The organism is Pseudomonas sp. PDM22 (assembly GCF_014851965.1).
Lineage (GTDB): Bacteria > Pseudomonadota > Gammaproteobacteria > Pseudomonadales > Pseudomonadaceae > Pseudomonas.
Genome location: NZ_JACVAR010000001.1, coordinates 201503 through 221497 on the forward strand (window position 1 = coordinate 201503; position 19995 = coordinate 221497).

21 protein-coding genes are annotated in these 19995 nt (G+C 66.8%); 10 read left to right on the forward strand and 11 right to left on the reverse strand.

What is annotated here, in order from left to right:
- Positions 1 to 101: 101 nt before the first annotated feature.
- From IB255_RS00955 to zwf, 3 genes are read right to left on the reverse strand one after another with little or no spacing between them, the layout of a single operon-like run.
- On the reverse strand, positions 102 to 749 hold the full coding sequence (locus IB255_RS00955; RefSeq protein WP_192209714.1) for a bifunctional 4-hydroxy-2-oxoglutarate aldolase/2-dehydro-3-deoxy-phosphogluconate aldolase: 648 nt from the start codon (positions 747 to 749) through the stop codon (positions 102 to 104).
- Between the two features lie 17 nt (positions 750 to 766).
- Positions 767 to 1483, reverse strand: coding sequence for a 6-phosphogluconolactonase (gene pgl, locus IB255_RS00960; protein ID WP_192209715.1), 717 nt, complete (start codon positions 1481 to 1483; stop codon positions 767 to 769).
- Entirely contained in the window at positions 1470 to 2939 is a 1470-nt protein-coding gene (gene zwf, locus IB255_RS00965; protein ID WP_151187816.1) for a glucose-6-phosphate dehydrogenase, read from the reverse strand. Before zwf ends, pgl begins: the two co-directional genes overlap by 14 nt.
- 186 nt (positions 2940 to 3125) lie before the next feature.
- On the opposite strand from zwf, the gene IB255_RS00970 reads away from it, so the two are divergent.
- Positions 3126 to 3983 (forward strand): MurR/RpiR family transcriptional regulator, encoded by an 858-nt coding sequence (locus IB255_RS00970; RefSeq protein ID WP_081519328.1) that lies wholly within the window; start codon positions 3126 to 3128, stop codon positions 3981 to 3983.
- A 58-nt stretch (positions 3984 to 4041) separates the two neighbouring features.
- On the opposite strand, the gene def is transcribed toward IB255_RS00970, so the two are convergent.
- A complete protein-coding gene (def, locus tag IB255_RS00975) occupies positions 4042 to 4581 on the reverse strand; it encodes a peptide deformylase (RefSeq protein ID WP_081519327.1) in 540 nt (179 codons plus the stop codon).
- A gap of 240 nt (positions 4582 to 4821) precedes the next feature.
- Here def and IB255_RS00980 point away from each other — a divergent pair, with 240 nt between their 5' ends.
- From IB255_RS00980 to IB255_RS00990, 3 genes are all read left to right on the forward strand, one after another.
- Complete coding sequence (locus tag IB255_RS00980; RefSeq protein WP_081519326.1) at positions 4822 to 5376, forward strand: NAD/FAD-utilizing enzyme apparently involved in cell division; 555 nt, start codon at positions 4822 to 4824, stop codon at positions 5374 to 5376.
- 225 nt (positions 5377 to 5601) lie between these two features.
- Positions 5602 to 7032: an arginine-ornithine antiporter gene (gene arcD / locus IB255_RS00985; protein WP_081519325.1), complete on the forward strand. Its 1431-nt coding sequence runs from the start codon at positions 5602 to 5604 to the stop codon at positions 7030 to 7032.
- A gap of 77 nt (positions 7033 to 7109) precedes the next feature.
- Positions 7110 to 7523: a DUF5064 family protein gene (locus IB255_RS00990; protein ID WP_081519324.1), complete on the forward strand. Its 414-nt coding sequence runs from the start codon at positions 7110 to 7112 to the stop codon at positions 7521 to 7523.
- A 5-nt stretch (positions 7524 to 7528) separates the two neighbouring features.
- On the opposite strand, the gene IB255_RS00995 is transcribed toward IB255_RS00990, so the two are convergent.
- On the reverse strand, positions 7529 to 8365 hold the full coding sequence (locus IB255_RS00995; RefSeq protein ID WP_081519323.1) for a S1 RNA-binding domain-containing protein: 837 nt from the start codon (positions 8363 to 8365) through the stop codon (positions 7529 to 7531).
- 114 nt (positions 8366 to 8479) lie between these two features.
- Positions 8480 to 10249 (reverse strand): ABC transporter transmembrane domain-containing protein, encoded by a 1770-nt coding sequence (locus tag IB255_RS01000; RefSeq protein WP_081519322.1) that lies wholly within the window; start codon positions 10247 to 10249, stop codon positions 8480 to 8482.
- 157 nt (positions 10250 to 10406) lie between these two features.
- Between IB255_RS01000 and IB255_RS01005 the strand changes: the two genes are divergently transcribed.
- The 3 genes from IB255_RS01005 (at position 10407) to IB255_RS01015 (ending at position 12586) form a co-directional block, all read left to right on the forward strand.
- Entirely contained in the window at positions 10407 to 10607 is a 201-nt protein-coding gene (locus tag IB255_RS01005) for a hypothetical protein (RefSeq protein WP_024765957.1), read from the forward strand.
- 206 nt (positions 10608 to 10813) lie between these two features.
- Positions 10814 to 11911, forward strand: a complete 1098-nt coding sequence (locus tag IB255_RS01010) for an AI-2E family transporter (RefSeq protein WP_081519321.1) — start codon at positions 10814 to 10816, stop codon at positions 11909 to 11911.
- A gap of 66 nt (positions 11912 to 11977) precedes the next feature.
- Positions 11978 to 12586: a DUF4893 domain-containing protein gene (locus tag IB255_RS01015; RefSeq protein ID WP_168190527.1), complete on the forward strand. Its 609-nt coding sequence runs from the start codon at positions 11978 to 11980 to the stop codon at positions 12584 to 12586.
- Positions 12587 to 12608: 22 nt separating this feature from the next.
- Here IB255_RS01015 and IB255_RS01020 read toward each other — a convergent pair whose 3' ends face one another.
- Entirely contained in the window at positions 12609 to 13232 is a 624-nt protein-coding gene (locus IB255_RS01020; protein WP_081519319.1) for a hypothetical protein, read from the reverse strand.
- A 104-nt stretch (positions 13233 to 13336) separates the two neighbouring features.
- On the opposite strand from IB255_RS01020, the gene IB255_RS01025 reads away from it, so the two are divergent.
- Positions 13337 to 14059 (forward strand): RNA pseudouridine synthase, encoded by a 723-nt coding sequence (locus IB255_RS01025; protein WP_151187824.1) that lies wholly within the window; start codon positions 13337 to 13339, stop codon positions 14057 to 14059.
- A gap of 249 nt (positions 14060 to 14308) precedes the next feature.
- A complete protein-coding gene (locus IB255_RS01030; RefSeq protein ID WP_151187825.1) occupies positions 14309 to 14575 on the forward strand; it encodes a hypothetical protein in 267 nt (88 codons plus the stop codon).
- Between the two features lie 19 nt (positions 14576 to 14594).
- On the opposite strand, the gene IB255_RS01035 is transcribed toward IB255_RS01030, so the two are convergent.
- From IB255_RS01035 to IB255_RS01045, 3 genes are all read right to left on the reverse strand, one after another.
- A complete protein-coding gene (locus IB255_RS01035) occupies positions 14595 to 15419 on the reverse strand; it encodes an enoyl-CoA hydratase/isomerase family protein (RefSeq protein ID WP_192209716.1) in 825 nt (274 codons plus the stop codon).
- A gap of 82 nt (positions 15420 to 15501) precedes the next feature.
- Positions 15502 to 17316 carry a monovalent cation:proton antiporter-2 (CPA2) family protein gene (locus IB255_RS01040; protein WP_081519315.1) on the reverse strand — a complete coding sequence of 605 codons (1815 nt, stop codon included), beginning with the start codon at positions 17314 to 17316 and terminating at the stop codon, positions 15502 to 15504.
- 58 nt (positions 17317 to 17374) lie between these two features.
- Positions 17375 to 18088: a biotin/lipoate A/B protein ligase family protein gene (locus IB255_RS01045; protein WP_192209717.1), complete on the reverse strand. Its 714-nt coding sequence runs from the start codon at positions 18086 to 18088 to the stop codon at positions 17375 to 17377.
- A 261-nt stretch (positions 18089 to 18349) separates the two neighbouring features.
- Between IB255_RS01045 and IB255_RS01050 the strand changes: the two genes are divergently transcribed.
- Positions 18350 to 19552: a GGDEF domain-containing protein gene (locus IB255_RS01050; RefSeq protein ID WP_192209718.1), complete on the forward strand. Its 1203-nt coding sequence runs from the start codon at positions 18350 to 18352 to the stop codon at positions 19550 to 19552.
- A 31-nt stretch (positions 19553 to 19583) separates the two neighbouring features.
- On the opposite strand, the gene IB255_RS01055 is transcribed toward IB255_RS01050, so the two are convergent.
- A complete protein-coding gene (locus IB255_RS01055; protein ID WP_081519312.1) occupies positions 19584 to 19988 on the reverse strand; it encodes a hypothetical protein in 405 nt (134 codons plus the stop codon).
- Positions 19989 to 19995: the final 7 nt, after the last annotated feature.

The window sequence follows — 19995 nt, forward strand, 5'->3', positions numbered from 1 at the left end:
CCGCGATCGCGCCCATGGGGCGTTCCTACAGGGCGCGCCGTTTTATCCAGCACGCATAAAAAAGCCCGGCACAAGGCCGGGCATGTCCAGATCAGGACAGCTCAGTGTGTGTCCAGCAGCGCCAGTGCCTCGCGGCTCAGGCGCTCGACCGCGGCCCAGTCGCCGCTGTCGATGGCGGCCTTGGGCAGCATCCAGCTGCCGCCCACGCACATCACGTTGGCCAGCCGGTAGTAGTCGTTGAGGTTGTCCGGGCCGACGCCGCCGGTGGGGCAGAAACGCACCTCCGGGAACGGCCCGCCGAAGGCCTTGAGCGCTTCCACGCCGCCGGCGACCTTCGCCGGGAACAGCTTGAAGCGGCGCAGGCCATGACGGTACGCCGCCATGATCTCCGAAGCGGTAGCCACGCCGGGCAACAGCGGCACCGGGCGGGTCACCGCGTACTGCAGCAACTCGTCGGTGCAGCCGGGGGTGACGATGAACTTCGCCCCCGCCTCTTCCGCCTGGGCGAAGGTTTCCGGGTCGAGCACGGTGCCGGCGCCGACAATCAGCTCCGGGCGCTGCTCGCTCAGCTGGCGAATCGCGGTGAGGCCCAGCGACGTCCGCAAGGTCACTTCCAGAACGGTGATGCCGCCGGCTGCCAGAGCATCCGCCATGGGCAGGATGTCCGCCTCGCGGTCGATGGTGATCACCGGCAGGATGCGAGCACGCTGCGCGAGGGCATCGATCTGCTGGATGTGTTGTTCAGACATTGCGGTAACTCCGTGCCTCAGGGGCACCAGTGGATCGAAAGAGGCGAACGCAGGAACGCATTGATGGGCATGCGCTGGTCGTCGTTGTCGCTGAGCGCCTGGCTCAGGGTGGCGAGCTTGGACTCGCCCTGGATGGCCAGGATCTGCACCCGCGCGCCCTGAAGCACGGTGCGCGTCAGGGTCAGGCGCTGGTGCGGTACGGTCGGCGCCCACATCGGCAGGCAACGGCGCGTGCCGGCCGGGTCGAGCGCCTCCACCAGGTTGGTGCTGCCGGGGAACAGCGAAGCCGTGTGGCCATCGTCGCCCATGCCCAGCACCAGCACATCGATGGGCAGCATCAGTTCATGCAGGTAACGATCGGCCTTGTCGGCCGCTTCTTCCAGGCTGGCTGCCGGCTGGTAGATGCCGATGAACTGCGCCTTGGCTGCCGCGCCCTTGAACAGGTGACGACGCAGCAAGCCGGCGTTGCTGTCCGGATGCGACTCGGGCACCCAGCGCTCGTCGGCAAGGCTGACGGCCACTTTCGACCAGTCCAGCACGGCGCCACTCAGGGCTTCGAGGAAAGCCACCGGGCTGCGCCCGCCGGACACCACCAGCAGCGCGCGGCCGCGTTCGATCAATGCCTCGCGCAGCGCATCGGCTACCGCCTCAGCCAGGCCGCGAGCCTGCTCGGCGGCGTTGTTCCAGGTCTTCCAGGCCATGCCTTCAGCCAGTTGGGGTTCAAAGATCGCCATACCAGTCCCTCCCGTCGCGTGCGATCAGGGCAACCGAGGCCTGCGGTCCCCAGCTTCCGGCCGGATAGGGCTTGGGCTCCTCGCCCAGGCGCCCCCAGCCGTCGATCAGGCCGTCGCACCATTTCCAGGCGGCCTCGATCTCATCCTTGCGGACGAACAGGTTCTGGTTGCCTTGCGTGACTTCCAGCAACAGTCGCTCGTAGGCATCCGGCGTCCGGGCGGTCTGGAAGGTTTCGGAGAAATTCAGTTGCAGCGGGCCGGTGCGCAGTTGCATGCCCTTGCCCAGGCCCTGGTCCTTGGTCATCACCTGCAGGGAAATGCCCTCGTCCGGTTGCAGGCGGATGATCAGCCGGTTGCTGATCAGCGAGCGCTGCTCCGGGGCGAAGATGTAGTGCGGCGGTTCCTTGAAGTGGATGACGATCTGCGAGTGCTTCTGCGGCATGCGCTTGCCGGTGCGCAGGTAGAACGGTACGCCGGACCAGCGCCAGTTGCGGATGTCCACGCGCAGGGCGACGAAGGTCTCGGCATCGCTGTTGGGGTTGGCGTTTTCCTCGGCGAGGTAGCCGGGCACTGCCTTGCCATCGATGTAGCCGGCGGTGTACTGGCCACGCACTACGCGGGTTGCCAGCTGTTCGGGGGCGATGGGCTCCAGCGCGCGCAGCACCTTCACCTTCTCGTCACGGATGCTGTCGGCGGTAAGGTCCGCCGGCGGGTCCATGGCGATCAGGCAGAGCAGTTGCAGCAGGTGGTTCTGCACCATGTCGCGCAGCTGGCCGGCCTTGTCGAAGTAACCCCAGCGGCCTTCGATGCCGACCTTCTCGGCCACGGTGATCTCCACGTGGGAGATGTGGTTCTGGTTCCACTGGGTCTCGAACAGGCTGTTGGCAAAGCGCAGCGCGATGAGGTTCTGCACTGTCTCCTTGCCCAGGTAGTGGTCGATCCGGTAGATGCGGTTTTCCGGGAAGAAGCGCGCCACCGCGTCGTTCACCGCGCGGGACGATTCCAGGTCGTGGCCGATGGGCTTTTCCAGGACTACCCGGGTGCGCTCGGCGAGGCCGGCGGCGGCAAGGTTCTCGCAGATACCGCCGAATACCGATGCGGCGGTAGCGAAGTAGGCGACCAGGGTCTTCTCGTCACCCACCAGCTCGGCCAGCGCCTGGTAGGAACCGGCATCGAGGAAATCCATGCTCAGGTGATGCAGGCGCGCCTGGAAGCGGGCCCAGACGGTTTCGTCCCACTCCTTCGCCGGCACGGCCTGGCGCAGGCGGCTCTCGATGGTCGCCAGGGGGGCTTCGCTGGCGCCGTCGTCGCGGGCCAGCGCGAGAATGCGGGTGTCGCGGTGCAGCAGGTCTTCACGGTCAAGCTGGTAGAGCGCCGGCAGCAGCTTGCGCAGGGCGAGATCACCCAGGGCGCCGAACAACGCGAGGGTGCAGGGCAGAACACGGACTTCAGGCATTTGTTGTTACCAACCAAATTTTGGACGATAGTTAGCCGTCTACGCCGGCATTAAGACAAATATGTAGTAATTAAACAACATATTTTTGCCGCTTCGCGCCGTTGTTGGTCGCCTGCCGGCCTGACGTTAGGATAGCGCCGCTGGCCGCACCTACCCGGCCAACCGTCGATTGCCCAAGGAGCACGGATGAAAAACCTGCTGGAGCAGATCCAGAGCCGTCTGGAAGAGCTGAACAAGGCCGAGCGCAAGGTCGCCGAAGTGATCCTGCGCGACCCGCAGCAGGCCACGCGCTTCAGCATCGCCGCGCTGGCCCAGGCCTCCAGCGTCAGCGAGCCGACGGTGAACCGCTTCTGCCGTTCCTTCGGCATGAGCGGCTACCCCGAGCTGAAGATCCAGCTGGCCCAGAGCCTGGCCAGCGGCGCGGCCTTCGTAACCCAGGCGGTGGCCGCCGACGACGGCCCCGAGGCCTACACGCGCAAGATCTTCAGCAGCACCATCGCCTCGCTGGACAGCGCCCACAAGGTGCTCGACCCGAAGCTGATCGACCGCGCCGTGGACCTGCTGATCCAGGCCCGGCAGATTCACTTCTTCGGCCTCGGCGCTTCCAGCTCCGTGGCGCTGGACGCCCAGCACAAGTTCTTCCGCTTCAACCTGGCGGTGTCGGCGCAGAGCGATGTGCTGATGCAGCGAATGATCGCCTCGGTGGCGCACACCGGCGACCTGTTCGTGGTGATTTCCTACACCGGGCGCACCCGCGAGCTGGTCGACGTGGCGCACCTGGCTCGGCAGAACGGCGCCTCGGTGCTTGGCCTGACCGCCGCCGACTCGCCGCTGGCCCGCGCCAGCACCTTGAGCCTGGACATCCCGCTGCCGGAGGACACCGACATCTATATGCCGATGACTTCTCGGATCATCCAGCTGACCGTACTCGACGTGCTCGCCACCGGCGTGACCCTGCGCCGTGGCGTGGACTTCCAGCCGCACCTGCGCAAGATCAAGGAGAGCCTGGTGCCGACGCGCTACCAGCTCGACGAGGAAGACTGAACGCCGCCGCTCCCGCAGTTAGAATCCTGCGCCTGCCTCTGACTCGATTCGTGCCTGATCAGTCATCCGCGCCCGGATCGAGCCCCGGGAACAGCACCTCGGTAAAGCCGAACTTGCTGAAATCGGTAATGCGCGATGGGTACAGGCGGCCGATCAGGTGGTCGCACTCGTGCTGCACCACGCGGGCGTGGAAGCCGTCCACGGTGCGGTCGATGGGCTGGCCCTGCGGGTCGACGCCCTGATAGCGGATGCGCTGGTAGCGGTTCACCGCACCGCGCAGGCCCGGCACCGACAGGCAGCCTTCCCAGCCCTCCTCCAGCTCATCGCCGATGGGCGTGATCACCGGGTTGAGCAGGATGGTCGGCGGCACCGCCGGCGCGTCCGGATAGCGCTCGCTGCGCTCGAAGCCGAAGATCACCAGCTGCAGGTCGACACCAATCTGCGGCGCGGCGAGGCCTACACCACCGACGTGGTGCATGGTCTCGAACATGTCGTCGATCAGTTGCTGCAGCTCGGCGCTGCCGATCATCGACTCGGGCACCGGTGGGGCGATGCGCAGCAGGCGCTCATCGCCCATCTTGAGAATCTCGCGGATCATCTCGGCCTCGTTCGCCGTTGCGTGAAAGCGGCATGCTTCCAATGAGAGCTGCATCCTCGGCCCCCGCAACCGGTCTTGGCAACCCCGCGACCGCCGGGCAGCGCCCCGGAGCCCGCAGCGCCGCGGTGTTAGACTGATCTGCGACGACAACCATCGAACGACGGATATTTGCCGAATTTCACGGCAGATGGCGGTCGAACCCTGGGGGGAACTTTCATTCCGAGGGGCGTGAGGTTCGTCATGAACAGGCATTACTACATCAGCGACAACCTGGACGACCTGGAGCAGGTCGAGCAGGAACTCTCCGAAAGCGGCATCGGCATCGAGCAGATGCATGTGCTCAGCGACAGCGACGCGGAACTGCAGGAGCACCGCCTCCACGAAGTGCCCTCGATGATGAAGAAGGACGTCGTCCACTGGGGCAAGATCGGCCTGATGATCGGTGCCGCGCTGGCCGTGCTGGTAATGGTGGTCGGCTACCTGAGCGGCTGGACGCAGACGGCGGCCGGCTGGATTCCGGTGGTCTTCCTCGCCGCGGTGCTGCTGGGCTTCAGCCTGTGGGAAAGCAGCTTCTTCGGCCTGCAGCGCCCCAGCGGCGACGTGCGCCGCTTCCAGGACAACCTGCATGAAGGCCGCCACGTGTTCTTCGTCGACGTGAAGCCCGAGCAGGAACCGGTGCTGGACATGGTGGTGCGCCACCACCCGCGCCTGGAGATCGCCGGCTTCGGCAGCGCCATGCCGGCCTGGTGGCTCTCCGTCGAGCAGGCCTGGAACCGCTTCCGCCACATGATGTGATGCGCACCGGCCGCGCGCCGGTGGTTATGCGGACCCTCCCCTCCGCGCCCGTGCGGCCAGCGGCCTGGCAGTTGTGCGCCGCGCAGAGCACTGTCGGCAGGACGAGAATGGCTGCCGTTCAGGAATCATTCAGAAACCGTTAGCTTGCTATTGATACATGTCAGCCGCGCGCCTCCGGTCGAACTCGAAACTATTCGAGTTCCCCATTACTCAGGAGGCTGGGACATGTCTTCATCGCCCAACCAGAAACTCGGCCTGGCCGCGCTCACCGCCCTGGTGGTCGGCTCCATGATCGGCGGCGGCATCTTCTCGCTGCCGCAGAACGTCGCGAAAAGCGCCAGCCCCGGCGCCGTGCTGATCGGCTGGGCCATCAGCGGCATCGGCATGCTGATGCTCGCTTTCGTCTTCCAGAGCCTGTCCAACCGCAAGCCGGAACTGGACGCAGGCGTCTACGCCTACGCCAAGGCCGGCTTCGGCGACTACATCGGCTTCAACTCGGCCTGGGGCTACTGGATCAGCTCCATGCTCGGCAACGTCAGCTACTTCGTGCTGATCTTCAGCGCACTGGGCTACTTCTTCCCGGTGTTCGGCGAGGGCAACACGGTCATCGCCTTCGCCTGCTCTTCCCTGCTGCTGTGGGGCCTGCACTTCCTGATTCTGCGCGGGATCAAGCAGGCCGCCTTCATCAACCAGGTCACCACGGTCGCCAAGGTCGTGCCCATCGTGCTGTTCATCCTGATCGGCCTGGTGGCATTCGACATGGACCTGTTCACCGCCGACTTCTGGGGCCATGGCCACGTCGATTTCGACAGCGTGATGAGCCAGGTGCGCAACATGATGCTGATCACCGTCTGGGTGTTCATCGGCATCGAGGGCGCCAACCTCTACTCGGGCCACGCGAAGAAGCGCTCGGACGTCGGCACCGCCACGGTGATCGGCTTCGTCTCGGTGATGGCGCTGCTGGTGCTGGTGAACGTGCTGTCCATGGGCATGATGAGCCAGGCGCAACTGACCGGCCTGCCCAACCCGTCCATGGCCTATGTGCTGGAGCACGTGGTCGGCCACTGGGGCGCGGTGCTGATCATCTCCGGGCTCGTCGTCTCGCTGTTCGGCGCGCTGCTGGCGTGGATCCTGCTCAGCGCGGAGATCATGTACGCCGCCGCCCACGACCACACCCTGCCGAAGTTCCTCGCCCGCGAGAACGACAAGGACGTACCGGTGAACGCGCTGTGGATGAGCAACGCCACGGTGCAGGTGTTCCTGGTGGTCACCCTATTTGCCGCCAGCACCTACACCAGCCTGGTGTACCTGGCCGCGTCCATGGCGCTGCTGCCCTACCTGTTCTCCGCCGGCTATGCCGTGCTGCTGAGCCTGCGCGGGGAAGGCTACGAAGGCCTGCTGCGCGAGCGCCGCAAGGACCTGGTAATCGGCACCATCGCCCTCATCTACAGCCTGTGGCTGGTGTATGCCGGCGGCATGGACCACCTGCTGCTCTCGGCGCTGCTCTACACACCGGGCGTGGTGCTGTTCATCATGGCCAAGCGCGAGCGCGGCGAGCGCGTGTTCAGCAAGGCGGAATGGCTGATCTTCGCCCTCCTGCTGGCCGCGACCCTGGCCGCCGGCTACGGTCTGTATGCGGGTCAGCTGAGCCTCTGAGGTGCAGCGCCGATGCCCGCGGCTCAGGCCGCGGGCTTTTGCTTTCCAGGAGAAATGGCTGACTTCAGGAGAAGAGAATGAGCACACCCACCGAGGTCACTATCCATTCCAGCACCGGCCTCGACCGCCAGCAGTACCGCATCCGCCTGAGCTACACGGTGGAGAACGCCGCCAGCCGGGATGCGCTGGTGAAGTTCGAGCTGGACGGCGAGATCGACGGCCAGCCGTTCAAGGATGGCTTCGACCTGCCCGGCGACCTCGCCTTCAATTTCGCCGGCAGCGCCACGCGCATCCTGCGCCGCCACGGCCTGCGGGTCTGCCACGGGCCGGTGCTGCGCTTTCGCAGGGAACATGACCGGGTGTTCGACGACCTGCGTCGTCGGCTGAAGGCAGAGCCAGGCACGCCGGTCGACCTGCAGCGCATGGGCTCGCTGGCCCCGGCCGAACCGCGTTGCGCGGTGGCCGAGTCCATAGTCCGCGGGCGCGGCTGAGCCGGTCAGACCAGTTCGATACCGTCGTCGTGGATGACGATCAGGCCCTGCTTGAACAGGCCGCCGATGGCCTTCTTGAAGTTGCCCTTGCTGACGCCGAACTGCTGCGCGATCAGGTCCGGCGGGCTCTTGTCGCTGAGCGCCAGCTGGCCGCCAGCCTCGCGCAGGGCTTTGAGGATCTGCTCGCTCAGCGCATCGGACAGGCCGGCGCCAGCCGGCTGCAGGCTCAGGCTGATCTTGCCGTCGGCGCGCATTTCCTTGATGTAGCCGGTCTCGCGCAGGCCATTGCGCATGAACTTGAAGACTTCGTTCTTGTGGATCAGGCCCCAGTGTTTGCCATCGATGATGGCCTTGTAGCCCAGGTCAGTGCGCTCGACGACGAGCAGGTCCACCTGCTGGCCGGCCTTGTAATTGGCCGGGACATTGTCCAGGTAGCGGTCCAGGCGCGCAGTGGCGGTGATGCGACGGCTGCGCTCGTCGAGGTAGACGTAGACCACGCAGTAATCGCCGACCTGCAACGGGCGCTTCTCTTCCGAGTGCGGCAGGAGCAGGTCCTTGGGCAGGCCCCAGTCGAGGAACAGGCCAACGCGGTTGACCTCCACCACCTTCAGGCTGGCGAAGCCGCCAACCTGCACCTTGGGCTTCTGGGTGGTGGCGATCAGGCGGTCTTCGCTGTCCAGGTAGATGAACACGTTGAGCCAGTCACCCACTTCGGTAGGTTCGTTCTTCGGCACGTAGCGCTTGGGCAGGAGGATTTCGCCGTGGCTCTCGCCATCCAGGTAGAGACCGAAATCGGTGTGCTTGGCCACCTGCAACGAATTGAACCGACCTATGACTGCCATGACGCTTACCTCGTGAACGGGGCGGGCATTCTACGCGCATTGGCGCGTTCTGGCTGCCGCCGGTTGCCGGATCGGGCGCGCGTCATCGACGCGCATCGCGGGCATGGCCCGCTCCTACAGGTGTTCCGCCTGGCCGAACTGGAGTTCCGCCAGCCGCGCATACAGCGGATTGCTGAGCACCAGCTCGGCGTGCCGCCCCAGCGCCACCAGGCGACCGTGCTCGATCACCGCAATGCGGTCGGCATTGAGCACCGTGGCCAGGCGGTGGGCGATCACCAGCGTGGTGCGGTCGCGCATCAGCCCCGGCAGTGCCTGCTGGATCAGGTGTTCGCTCTCGGCATCCAGCGCACTGGTGGCTTCGTCGAGCAACAGGATAGGCGCGTCCACCAGTAACGCACGGGCAATCGCCAGGCGCTGGCGCTGGCCGCCGGACAAGCCCAGGCCGCTCTCGCCCAGGTGCGTCCGGTAGCTCTGCGGCAGGCGCAGGATGAACTCGTGGGCATGGGCCGCGCGGGCGGCGGCCTCGACTTCCGCATCGCTGGCGCCGGGGCGGCCGTAGCGGATGTTCTCCTCCACCGTGCCGAAGAACAGCGCCGGGTTCTGCGACACCAGCGCGAAGCTGCGGCGCAGGTCCGTCGGATCGAGCCGGGCGATGGGCTGGCCGTCGATCAGGATGCGCCCCTGCTGCGGGTCGTAGAAGCGCAGCAACAGGTCGAACAGGGTGGACTTGCCGGCGCCGGACGGTCCGACCAGCGCCAGGGTCTCGCCCGGTTCGACGCGCAGGTCGATGCCATCGATGGCCCACTGCTCCGGGCGCGACGGATAGGCGAAGTGCACGCCCTGCAACTCGATACTGCCGACGATGCGCTCCGGCAGGTGCAGCAGGTCGCTGGTCGGGGGATGGATTTCGCTGCGCGCGCGCAGCAGTTCGGCGATGCGCTCGGCGGCACCGGCCGCGCGCTGCAGCTCGCCGATCACTTCGCTCAACGTGCCGAAGGCCATGCCGACGATCAGGCTGTAGAACACGAAGGCCGCGAGGTCCCCCGGGCTGATGCGCCCGGCGATCACGTCCATGCCGCCGACCCAGAGCATCACGCCGACCGCGCCGAGTACCAGCAGGATCACCACGCTGACCAGCCAGGAGCGTTGCATGATGCGCTTGCGCGCGGTGTCGAAGGCGTCCTCCACTGTGCGGCCAAAGCGCGCGCGGTCCTGCGCCTGGTGGTTGTAGGCCTGCACCGTCTTGATCTGGCCGAGGGACTCGCCGACATAGCTGCCGACGTCTGCCACGCGGTCCTGGCTGAGCCGCGACAGGCTGCGCACGCGGCGGCCGAACAGCAGGATCGGCGCGATCACCAGCGGCAGCGAAGCGACCACGATGCTGGTCAGCTTGGCGTTGGTGAAGAACATCAGGATGATCCCGCCCAGCAGCATCAGCACGTTGCGCAGCGCCATGGACAACGAGGAACCGATCACCGACTGCAGCAGCGTGGTGTCGGCGGTCAGGCGCGACTGGATCTCCGAGGACCGGTTGTTCTCGTAAAAACCGGGATGCAGCTCGATCAGGTGGTCGAACACGCGCTGGCGGATATCGGCGACGAAGCGCTCGCCGATCCACGACACCAGATAGAAGCGCACGAAGGTGCCCACCGCCAGACACAGCACCAGCAGGAAAAAGATGCCGATGGCGCGGGTGAGCAACTGCTCGGACTGGGTGATGAAGCCCTGGTCCACCAGCAGGCGGATGCCCTGCCCCAGGGACAGGGTGATGGCGGCGGTGAACAGCAGCGCCAGCAAGGCGCCGAGGGCCCGCCAGCGGTAGGGAGCGAGAAACGAACGAGCCAGGCGCAGGGCATTGCGCTGGCGGGACGACAACAGGGACATGGCGGGCTCTGAACGGCCGGAATGGGCAGAGGGTAGCACCGCCGCAGCGAGCCGCGTGAAGGACGATTCAGGCAGAGCAATGGGACCGTTCGTTCCATAACCGCCCCGAAAGGTGCTCGTTTGATGTACAATGGGCGGCCAATTTGCGCAGACAGGTATGGCAGATATGACTACCAAGCCCTCCACCCGCCAGAAAGCAGCCCCCAAGGCCCCCGCCGCTACCGCGACCAGCGAAGCCCTGGAAGCCCAGATCGCGGCCTTCCTGAACTCCGGCGGTGAGATCCAGCAGATCGCCAAGGGCGTGACCGGTCAGAACTACGGCGCACCGAGCCGCCACATCAGCCTCGGCAAGAAGTAATATTCGCAGGCAAGCCTGCCGGCTCCCGGCAGGCTGCCCGCCTCCCCCGCTTCGCCCGTCCTGCGTTCCCCCTCCCTGATACCCCGCTTTACACCAAAGCCTCCGCAATTCCGTCGATCCTGTGTTGCCTGTGCGCCTTGCACTCGGGCAGAGTCCGCCCATAGTCAGGACTTGGCCTATCCCAGGCCACTCGCAAGGAGCACCCCATGCTGCCCTCTCCGGAAAAGCTGCTGTCGCGCAACCTGCTCGATGTGCTGATCCGCGCCGGCCTGATCCTGTTGCTGGCCGTTTTCTGCTTCCGCATCTTCCATCCCTTCCTCGACCTGATGCTCTGGTCGGTGATCCTCGCCATTACCCTCTACCCCATGCACCAGTTGCTCAGCGGCTGGCTGGGCGAGCGCCCGAACAGCGCCGCGAGCCTGATCGTGGTGCTGGGCCTGGTAATCCTGCTGGTGCCGGTGGTGGTGATCGGGTTGTCCATGGCCGATTCGGTGCGCGACCTGGTGCACGCCATCCAGAACCGCACCCTGCAGATCCCGCTGCCGCCGGACTCGGTACAGAACTGGCCGGTGATCGGGCAGTACGTCTATCCCTTCTGGCATCGCGTGGCCACCGACTTCATGGGCGTCGCGCACCAGTTGGCGCCGCACCTGCAGGGCGTGGCGAAGAAGGTCGCCGGGCAGGCGGCGGGCGTCGGCATGGGGCTGATGCAGTTCCTCGCCGCCTTCGTCATCGCCGGGGTGATCATGGCCTACGGCAAGCTGGGCAGCCGTACCGCTTGTGACATTGCCGTACGCATTTCCGGCCCTGACCGTGGCCCGGGCCTGGCCGAGCTGTGCACCGGCACCATCCGTGCGGTGGCCCAGGGCGTGGTGGGCGTGGCCTTCATCCAGACGCTGATCCTCGGCCTGGGCTTCATCGTCATGGGCATCCCCGGCGCCGGCCTGCTGGCTCTGGGTGTGCTGCTGCTGGGCATCACCCAGCTGCCGGTGGTGCTGATCACCCTGCCTGCAGTGGCCTATGTGTTCATGACCAACGACTCGCTGCTGGTGTCCATCCTGTTCACCGTCTGGACGGTGGCCGGCGGGCTCTCCGACAACGTGCTCAAGCCGCTGATGTTCGGCCGTGGCAGCAAGGTGCCGATGGCGGTGATCCTGATCGGCGCCCTGGGCGGCATGCTCAGCAATGGCATCATCGGCCTGTTCGTCGGCCCCGTGGTGCTGGCCCTGGGCTATGAGCTGTTCATGTCCTGGGTCCACGAGCGCGAGGCGCCGGTCGCGCCGCCGGTCGAACCGACGCCCTGATGCCGTAAACCTGACACCCGCCCGTGGCATGAGCTACGGGCATTCACCCGCAATGGAATGCACACGATGTCCAAACGCTGCACCCTCACCGCCGCCCTGCTCGCCACCGGCCTGCTGCTCTCCCCGCTGGCCTTTGCCGAAGAGACCGCCGTCGTCTGGCCGGCCGCGGTCAACGCCGCCGACCAGCAGCGCCTGACCACCCTCGACGCGCAGGTCAAGCAACTGCTCGACCAGCTCCAGCAGAGCGAGGACGAAACCACCCGCAACGAAGCGCTGAACCTCTACCGCATCGTGCTGGAAGACCCGGAACCGCTTGCCGACACCGCCCTCACCGGCAACTGGAAGTGCCGCTCGGTGCAGCTCGAAGCACAAGCGCTGTACGGCTACCCGAACTTCAAGTGCTCGGTGCGGCAGACGCCCAGGGGCCTGTTCCTGGAGAAGACCAGCGGCTCGCAGCGCATCAGCGGCTACCTGCAGCGCCTGGACGACAGGCAGCTGGTGTTCGTCGGCGGCGCTTCGGTGAACGACGACCCGCAGGTCGGCTACAGCGGGCTGGAGCAAGCCGCCGCACGCGAGTCCGACGTGGTCGGCGTAGTGCGCAATTCGTACGATGGATTCGTGTTGCTGGTGCCCGAACAGCTCGGTGGCTACAACCTGTTCCGCTTCACCCGCTGAGCCCACTCTCGCCAGGAAAGGCTCAGAGCAGCGCCACCATCTCCTTGAGCGTCACCGCCCAGGTCCCCTTCGCATTCAGGTAGCGATAACCGAAGCGCGAACCGTTGGCCTGGGTGGTCAGCACCGCGTTCCAGGCCAGCCCGCGCTGCAGGTCGTGGGCCGGGTCGAGGAGGAAGAAGGCGTCGTCGCTCATCCCCACCGCCAGGCACCAGTGGCGGATGTCACTGTCCTTGCGGCCATGGAAGCCGAGCACCACCGGGATGTTCTCCTCCAGGTGCCGCCGGGTCAGCTCGACCATCCGCGTGCCGTTGCCACGCTCGACGCGGTACTCCTTGTCGCTGATGACCTTGAGCAGTTCCAGCAGGTCGGCGCCCGTGGTGCCGACGCGCACCAGCGTCTCGTGCTGGTTCAGCGCCTCCATCAGCCGCCCGTAGCGGGTCCGCGAATCCACCGGCGCCAACCCCTTGGCCTGGCGCCGCGCCAGCTGGTTGCGGGCGAGCATGGCCATCACCAGGCAGTAGGGCCCGCAGGCGCCGTCCATGTCGCCCTGGCGCAGGTGCACCTTCTCGCCACGCCGGTTGGTCAGGCCGCCGGTGCCGTGCTCGTCCAGGTCCCAGCCCAGGCCGTCGATCAGGGTGATCTGCATCGCGCTTCCTCGTTGCTTGGTCTGAGGTTGTGACCGGACACGGCGCGGATCATTCCACCGGCTTGCGGTTACAATGAACGCTTTCCCCTGCCTGGTTACCCGAAATGTCCGAAGCCATCCGCCTGTCCAAGCGTCTCGCCGAGCTGCTGCCCTGTTCGCGCCGCGACGCCGAGCTGTACATCGAGGGTGGCTGGGTCACGGTCGACGGCCAGCGCGTGGAGGAACCGCAGTTCAAGGTCGATACCCAGCGCATCGAACTGCTGCCGGGCGCCTCTCCCGACCCGATTCCGCCGGTGACCATCCTCGTGCACAAGCCGGTCGGCCTGGGCAGCGGCAACGGCGCCAACTCCGCCCAGCAACTGCTGACGCCGGACAAGCGCTGGACCGAAGACAACCTGCAACAGCGCCTGCTGCGCAAGCACTTCGGCCACCAGTTCAACACCACCGTGCTGGAAACCGACGCCAGCGGCCTGCTGGTCTACACCCAGAGCCGCGGCGTGCAGCGCCGGCTGGTGGACGAGGCGGACAACATCGAGCACGAGTACGTGGTCGAGGTCAGCGGGCAGATCGCCGACAACGGCCTGAAGCGCCTCTGCCGCGGCATGCTGATCGACGGCCGCGAACTGCCGCCGCTGAAGGTCAGCTGGCAGAGCGAGACCCGCCTGCGCTTCGCCGGCAAGCAGTTCCGCCCCGGCCAGATCGCCGCTATGTGCCGCGCGGTCGGCCTGCACGCCGTGTCGATCCGCCGCCTGCGCCTGGGCGGCGTGGCCATGGGCAAGCTGCCCGTCGGCCAGTGGCGTTTCCTGCAGCCGGGCGAGAAGTTCTGACCGTCTACCCGACCAAGGTCGCGGGCGCCCGCGGATAACCAGGGCGCCCCTCTAATCCGCGGCTTACAGCCGCTATCGATAACGTCGATAGTCACCAGTCGACGCATTCAGTTCTCTTGATAGTCCGCGCGCGGCATCTTTGCCCCATCAACTCGCTGGCAGGAGATTCGCCGGCCCCGCAGTCGGGCCGCAGGGGCGAACAGGCTACTCGCGAGACGCCCCCAAACGGATCGTCAAGAGGACACCACCATGCAAGTCATTCTCGATTTCCTGCTGCTCATTGGCTCCCTGGTGGAGCTGCTGCTGTACGTCGCCCTCGCCAGCGTCGTACTCGCTACCACCCTGCTGGCCGGTGGCATCGCCGTGCTGACCCTGCGTTCGCCGGGCTCGGCCGTGATGATCCCCGACCGCCGTCCCTCGGTCAGCCGCCAGCCGCGTCCGGCGGTGAAGCATCAGCTGGCCCGCCCCGTACTGGTCGCCGTAGCGAACGAACCGATCCTGGCAAAAACCGCGTGAAGCCGTCCTCGCCAGCGATTCAGCCCGGGTAGCGCCCGAGTGCGGCCCCCAGGTCGCGCTCGAGATCCCCGTCCTGCTGGCCGCCGTTGTCCATCATCCAGCGCACCCGCTCCAGCGTTTCCGGCGCCGACATATCACCGACGAAGCGCTGCGACTCCTCCACCAACGCCGTCTGATCCGCCGCCGTCACCTGCTCCACCAGCGCCTTCACATGGGCGATGCCCGCCGCCGGGAAGGCCGCAATGCGTCGCGCCAGGGCCTCGCAGAACCTCTCCAGCTCCGCGTCCGCCAGGGCCCGGTTGATCCAGCCGTAGCGCTCTGCCGTATCCGCATCGAAATCCTCGCCGCCCAGGCAGACCTCCAGCGCCCTGCCCCGCCCCAGCATTTGCGCAAGGCGCACCGTGCCGCCCGCACCGGGCAGCAGACCGACCGCCACTTCCGGCTGGCCGAGCAGCGCCCGCTCGCGGGAGGCGAAGCGCATGTCCAGCGCCAGGAGGAATTCGCTGCCGGCGCCCCGCGCGCGGCCGCGCAGTTCGCCGATGGTCACCTGCGGCAGCCGGCTGAAGCGGCTGAACAGCGCACTGAGCGGGCTGGCCATGCCGGCCGGCAGCTTCATCGGCGGCACGTCCAGCTGGCTGCCGAGGTCGTAGTGGGCAAGGAAGAAATCCGGGTTGGCGCTGCGCAGCAGCACCACGCGGGTATCGCTGTCTCGCTCCAGCTCATCGGCCAGGTGCAGCAGGTCGATGACCATGGCGCGGTCGACCAGGTTGATCGGCGGGTGGCAGAAGCTCACCACGGCAACGCCGTCGCGGTCTTCACGGGTGAAAGTGCGGTAGTTGCTCATCGATGGGCCTCCGTTGCGAAGGCCCGAGGATGCGCCGGGGCGCGCGTGGCGCCCCAGCACTATCGATGCGCGGAATGGCCGGTCAGTGGTGGCCGATGCCCTGGTCTTCCAGGTGGTCGGCCTCGAACAGGGTCTCCAGCTCCTTGCGCGCCTCGCGGGCGGTCTGGATCACCGCGGTCTCGTCGTCGTAGACCCGGTACTGTGCCATCAGCACCGCTTCGTCGTGGCGCTTGAAGCGGCGGATGCGCGCGGCGACCTGCTCCTCGGTCAGGCCCAGGCCGGTGAGGAGCAGGCGGCTCATCTCCAGGCTCGAGTGGAAGGTCTCGCGCACCGGCGTCGCATCGGCGTCCAGCAGGTGGTAGACGTGCTGGCGGTTGCGGGCCCGGCCGATAACTTTCAGGTGCGGGTAGAGCTTGCGCACCAGGCGCGCGGTCTCGATGTTGGTCTGCGGATCGTCGGTGGCGACGACGAAGAACTCGGCTTTCTCCACCTGGGCCGCGCGGAGGATTTCCGGGCGCAGCGGGTCGCCATAGAAGATCGGGATATTGCCGTAGCTGCGGGTCAGCTCGATGGTGTCCACCGAGGTATCCAGTGCGACGAAGGGCACGCCCTGGGCGCGCATGATACGGGCAACCACCTGGCCCATCCGGCCCATGCCGGCAATCACCACGCGCGGCGCATCGTCCGGCAATTGGCGGTATTCAGGCGGAGGCTCGCGCAGCACGGCGGGCTTGGGTTTGATGCTGCGCGCCAGGGCCAGCACCAGCAGTGGCGTCATCGCCATGGACAGGGTGATGCACAGCACCAGCAGCGAGTGCAGCTTGCCGTCCATCAGCCCCTGGGCCAGGGCCAGCTTGAACACCACGAAGGCGAACTCGCCACCGGCGCCCAGCAGCACGCCCAGGCGGATCGCCGAGACCTTGTCCAACCCGCCGGCCAGACGGCCGATGAGGAACAGCAGCGGCAGCTTGATGCCCACCAACAGCAGGGTCAGGCCGAGCACCACCAGCGGCTCGCTCTTGAGCAGGCCGAGGTCCGCGCTCATGCCCACGCTGATGAAGAACAGGCCGAGCAGCAGGCCCTTGAAGGGTTCGATCTGTGCTTCCAGTTCGTGGCGGTACTCCGAGTCCGCCAGCAGCAGGCCGGCGAGGAAGGCGCCCAGGCCCATGGACACACCGGCCCACTCCATCAGCCAGGCGGTGCCGACCACCACCAGCAGCGCGGTAGCGGTGGACAGGTCAGCCTGACCGGTGCGGGCCACCGAGCGGAACACCGGGCGCAGCAGGAAGCGACCGCCGATCACCACCACGGCGATGCTGCCGACCACTTCCATGACGTGAGCCAGGTCACCGCCCGGCGCCGCCGAATCGGCGCGCGCGCCCAGCAGCGGGATCATGGCGATCAGCGGAATCGCGGCAATGTCCTGGAACAGCAGGATGGCAAAGCCGAGGCGGCCGTAGGGGCTGTTCAGCTCCTTGCGCTCCGCGAGAATCTGCAGGCCGAAGGCGGTAGACGACAGCGCCAGGCCGCCGCCCAGCACCACGGAAGTATTCACCGGCATGTCGAAAGCCAGCACCGCTACGCTGCCAATGGCCAGCGCGGTGAGCAGCACCTGCGCCAGGCCGACGCCGAACACCTGTTTGCGCATCACCCACAGGCGTTTGGGCGAAAGCTCCAGGCCGATGATGAAGAGCAGCAGCACCACGCCCAGTTCGGACAGGCTGGCGACGCTTTCGGGGTTGTCGATCAGCCCCAGCAGTGACGGGCCGATGAACACCCCGGCGAGCAGGTAGCCGAGCACGGCGCCCAGTTGCAGCCGCTTGGCCAGCGGCACCATGAACACCGCCGCGAGCAGGAAGACCACTGCCGACTGCAGGTAATTCGTCCCATGTTCCATCTATCAAGACTCCTTGGAAGGGTTGGGGCGAAGCGAAGATCCACCCACGTCGTTCATCTCATACATCCAACGCCACGCCCTCGGCCAGCAGGTGCCGCTGGAACTGCCCGGCCAGGGCGTCCACCTGGTCCCAGGGCTGCTCGTAGCGCTCGTCCAGCGCGACATGGCTGCCGGCGCGCACACGGGCATCGAGCCCGCAGTGCTCGTAGAAGGCGTTCACCGCGGCCACCATCGGCTCGCGCTGGTTCTCCATCAGGATGGCGCCGTGAGCCAGCACCACGTAGCGCCCGTCGCTGGGCCGGCGGCGCCAGCGCTGGGCGGTACCCACCAGCTTGCGCCCGCCCAGGTTGACGTTGTAGCGGCCATCGCAGAAAGCGCCTTCCACTTCCCCCAGGCCCGGATCGAGGCCCAAGGCCGCCAGCCAGTCGCACAGCGGCTGGCACAGGCGCAGGTAGGCGGTCTCGATGCGCGTCTGCTCGTTGTCGCCCGGCGGGATCGCATAGACCAGCGCGACGTTGAGCACCCCGGCGGACTGCGGCACCGGCTCGCCGCCGGTATCACGCAGGGCGATCGGCCAGCCCAGCCCGGCGCAGGCGGCCTCGGCGGCGGCAAAGCCTTCCAGGCGGCTCAGCCGGCGCGGCATCACCAGGGACTGTTCCAGCGGGCTCCAGAACAGCAGGCCGCTGTCGCGCTCACCGGCGAAGGTGGCGTCGAGCAGTGCGCGCTCGGCATCCAGGCCCTGTTGCGCCGACAGTCGTTGCACTCTATTCATGACAGCGCACCTGGATTCATCACAGCGTCCTGGGGGTTCATGGCAGCGTCCTTGGGTAAACCGGGTTGCGGACTATGCCCGCCGAGGGCTTATCCGACAATGTTCCAAGCCAATTTGTTGCCACGCTCGGAAATTTCAGCGTAGCGGGCTGTGACTGCGCCGGTGTCGCGCCAAGTCACGTCGATTTCAATCCACACCACAGCGAAGCGGCGCTGCGTCTATCCTGCTAGTGGCCGGCACTTGCGCAGGAGGCCAGAGCCCGTGTCCAGGACGTTGCTTCAGCGTCTGCACCACGCCATTGCCGTCAACGACGCACTGGCGCTGCCGATCGCCCGGGAAAACCTGCGGCGCCTGTACTTCTCCGCCCTGCTGGCGGTGCCTTTCGACTTGATCCACATCCTGGTATTCCGCCTCAATCTGCAGGGTTCAAGCGCTGAGTACGACGGCTGGCGGGTGGACATCATCCGCGTCCACGCCGTGGTCGCCGTGCTCTTCACCCTCCTCGGCCTGCTCGCCTGGCTGGCTGCACCACCGCGCCGCAGCGCATCGTTGCGCTACATGCAGACCCTCACCGTGCTCGGCAGCATCCTGGTGCTGGGGTTCGGCATCGCCATCACCGGTGCCGACCAGCAGGTCACCAGCAGCATCACGCCCTTCCTCATGTCCTCCGTGGCCACCGCCCTGCTGATCCTGCTGCGCCCGAGCCTGGCCGTCGCCCTCTATATCCTCGCCCTGGCCGCCTTCGAGGTGACCATGGTCCTGACGCAGGCCAGCCCGCAGTTGCGCCTGTCGAACCAGATGGGCGGGCTGACCATCTGCGGCATCGGCCTGGTGCTGTCGTTCATCCTCTGGCACGGCCATGTGCGCAACCTGCGCCAGCGCGAGTTCCTCCGCCGGCAAAGGCTGGAACTGGAGGAAAAGAACCGCCAGCTGGAATACCTCGCCGGGCACGATCCGCTGACCGGGTTGTTCAACCGCCGCCAGTTCGACCAACTGGTGGGCATGGAGCTCTCGCGAGCCGCCCGTCAGCCCGCACCGATCAGCCTGCTCATGGTGGACCTGGATCATTTCAAGTTCATCAACGACCGCTACGGCCACCCGCTGGGCGACGAGGTCATCCGCCACACCGCCAGCCTGCTGAGGAACTACACCCGCACCGGCGACAGCGTGGCGCGCCTGGGCGGCGAGGAATTCCTGCTGCTGCTGCCCGACACCTCGCAGCCGCAGGCACGGGTGATCGCCGAGAAGGTGCGCCGGCTGCTGGAGGAAACCCCGCTGCCGATGAAGGACGGCCTGCTCTACCTCACCGCGAGCTTCGGTATCGCCTGCCTGGAGGCCGGCATTCCGGGCACCTATGAGGGGCTCTACGCGGCGGCGGACAAGGCGCTGTACAAGGCCAAGGCGAGCGGACGCAATCGGGTGGAGGTGATAGAGCTGGGGACGGAGATGGGGACGTTCGATTGAGCGCCCAGGCTCCCTGCTATCCGGGTGCGCCCTATTGGGCGTATTTACGCGTCAGCCCCGGCGGTACGCCGCTGCTGTCGGTCTCGGTCCAGGGGCCTTGCGGGCCGACGCCCCAGTACCAGCCGCTGTCCCAGTGGTAGTAGGTGCGCTGGCGGTAGTAGAGGTCCTTCTGGCCCTGGATCACGTAGACGCCGAGGCTGGCGTCCCAGCGGCCCTTGCCGCCGGGCGGCGGGGCGAACTGGGTCGGGCGCTTGGCGGCCGGCGCAGCACTGGGCTGCGGGGTGATCGGCGAGCTGGAGGTCTTGGCCGGCGGGATCGGCTTGCTCGGTTGCGAGGGCGGCGGAATCTGCGAAGGCGGCTGCTCCGGCTGCTGCGGTTGCACCACGCAACCACCCAGTACCAGCATGGCGCCCAGCGCCAGCAATCTGCCCTTCATCGCTCAA

Bases quoted from the DNA above. Each gene is read 5' to 3' on its own strand.
- IB255_RS00955 (WP_192209714.1), bottom strand. From the start codon at position 749: ATGTCTGAACAACACATCCAGCAGATCGATGCCCTCGCGCAGCGTGCT.
- pgl (WP_192209715.1), bottom strand. From the start codon at position 1,483: ATGGCGATCTTTGAACCCCAACTGGCTGAAGGCATGGCCTGGAAGACC.
- zwf (WP_151187816.1), bottom strand. From the start codon at position 2,939: ATGCCTGAAGTCCGTGTTCTGCCCTGCACCCTCGCGTTGTTCGGCGCC.
- IB255_RS00970 (WP_081519328.1), top strand. From the start codon at position 3,126: ATGAAAAACCTGCTGGAGCAGATCCAGAGCCGTCTGGAAGAGCTGAAC.
- def (WP_081519327.1), bottom strand. From the start codon at position 4,581: ATGATCCGCGAGATTCTCAAGATGGGCGATGAGCGCCTGCTGCGCATC.
- IB255_RS00980 (WP_081519326.1), top strand. From the start codon at position 4,822: ATGAACAGGCATTACTACATCAGCGACAACCTGGACGACCTGGAGCAG.
- arcD (WP_081519325.1), top strand. From the start codon at position 5,602: ATGTCTTCATCGCCCAACCAGAAACTCGGCCTGGCCGCGCTCACCGCC.
- IB255_RS00990 (WP_081519324.1), top strand. From the start codon at position 7,110: ATGAGCACACCCACCGAGGTCACTATCCATTCCAGCACCGGCCTCGAC.
- IB255_RS00995 (WP_081519323.1), bottom strand. From the start codon at position 8,365: ATGGCAGTCATAGGTCGGTTCAATTCGTTGCAGGTGGCCAAGCACACC.
- IB255_RS01000 (WP_081519322.1), bottom strand. From the start codon at position 10,249: ATGTCCCTGTTGTCGTCCCGCCAGCGCAATGCCCTGCGCCTGGCTCGT.
- IB255_RS01005 (WP_024765957.1), top strand. From the start codon at position 10,407: ATGGCAGATATGACTACCAAGCCCTCCACCCGCCAGAAAGCAGCCCCC.
- IB255_RS01010 (WP_081519321.1), top strand. From the start codon at position 10,814: ATGCTGCCCTCTCCGGAAAAGCTGCTGTCGCGCAACCTGCTCGATGTG.
- IB255_RS01015 (WP_168190527.1), top strand. From the start codon at position 11,978: ATGTCCAAACGCTGCACCCTCACCGCCGCCCTGCTCGCCACCGGCCTG.
- IB255_RS01020 (WP_081519319.1), bottom strand. From the start codon at position 13,232: ATGCAGATCACCCTGATCGACGGCCTGGGCTGGGACCTGGACGAGCAC.
- IB255_RS01025 (WP_151187824.1), top strand. From the start codon at position 13,337: ATGTCCGAAGCCATCCGCCTGTCCAAGCGTCTCGCCGAGCTGCTGCCC.
- IB255_RS01030 (WP_151187825.1), top strand. From the start codon at position 14,309: ATGCAAGTCATTCTCGATTTCCTGCTGCTCATTGGCTCCCTGGTGGAG.
- IB255_RS01035 (WP_192209716.1), bottom strand. From the start codon at position 15,419: ATGAGCAACTACCGCACTTTCACCCGTGAAGACCGCGACGGCGTTGCC.
- IB255_RS01040 (WP_081519315.1), bottom strand. From the start codon at position 17,316: ATGGAACATGGGACGAATTACCTGCAGTCGGCAGTGGTCTTCCTGCTC.
- IB255_RS01045 (WP_192209717.1), bottom strand. From the start codon at position 18,088: ATGAATAGAGTGCAACGACTGTCGGCGCAACAGGGCCTGGATGCCGAG.
- IB255_RS01055 (WP_081519312.1), bottom strand. From the start codon at position 19,988: ATGAAGGGCAGATTGCTGGCGCTGGGCGCCATGCTGGTACTGGGTGGT.